A 255-nucleotide genomic window follows, 5' to 3' on the forward strand; every position below is an offset into this window, starting at 1 on the left:
ACTTATGGCTGCCCTCGAAGCTGGCGTAGACCGTGGTCAGGTCGTCGGTTTTGTTGTAGACGCTGTTATCCGAGTTGTCGGAGTAGCGCAGGATCACCTTGTTTACCCCGCTGTCGTTGGTGTGGCTCAGCACCAGGCCGCCCTGCCAGGCTTCGAGACGCGCGTCGCTGTCCACCGCCTTTGAGTCAAAGCCGTAGTTGGCGTACACCTCGACGTCGATCGGCCCGGCCTTGATGTTGTGGGTTTTGGTGGTCA

1 pseudogene is annotated in these 255 nt (G+C 59.6%); it reads right to left on the reverse strand.

Annotated elements, in window-relative coordinates:
- A pseudogene (locus RRF55_RS27500) lies at positions 1–255 on the reverse strand (carbohydrate porin); the annotation flags it as partial.

The organism is Klebsiella sp. K47 (genome assembly GCF_051858335.1).
GTDB classification, from domain to species: Bacteria; Pseudomonadota; Gammaproteobacteria; order Enterobacterales; family Enterobacteriaceae; genus Klebsiella; species Klebsiella pneumoniae.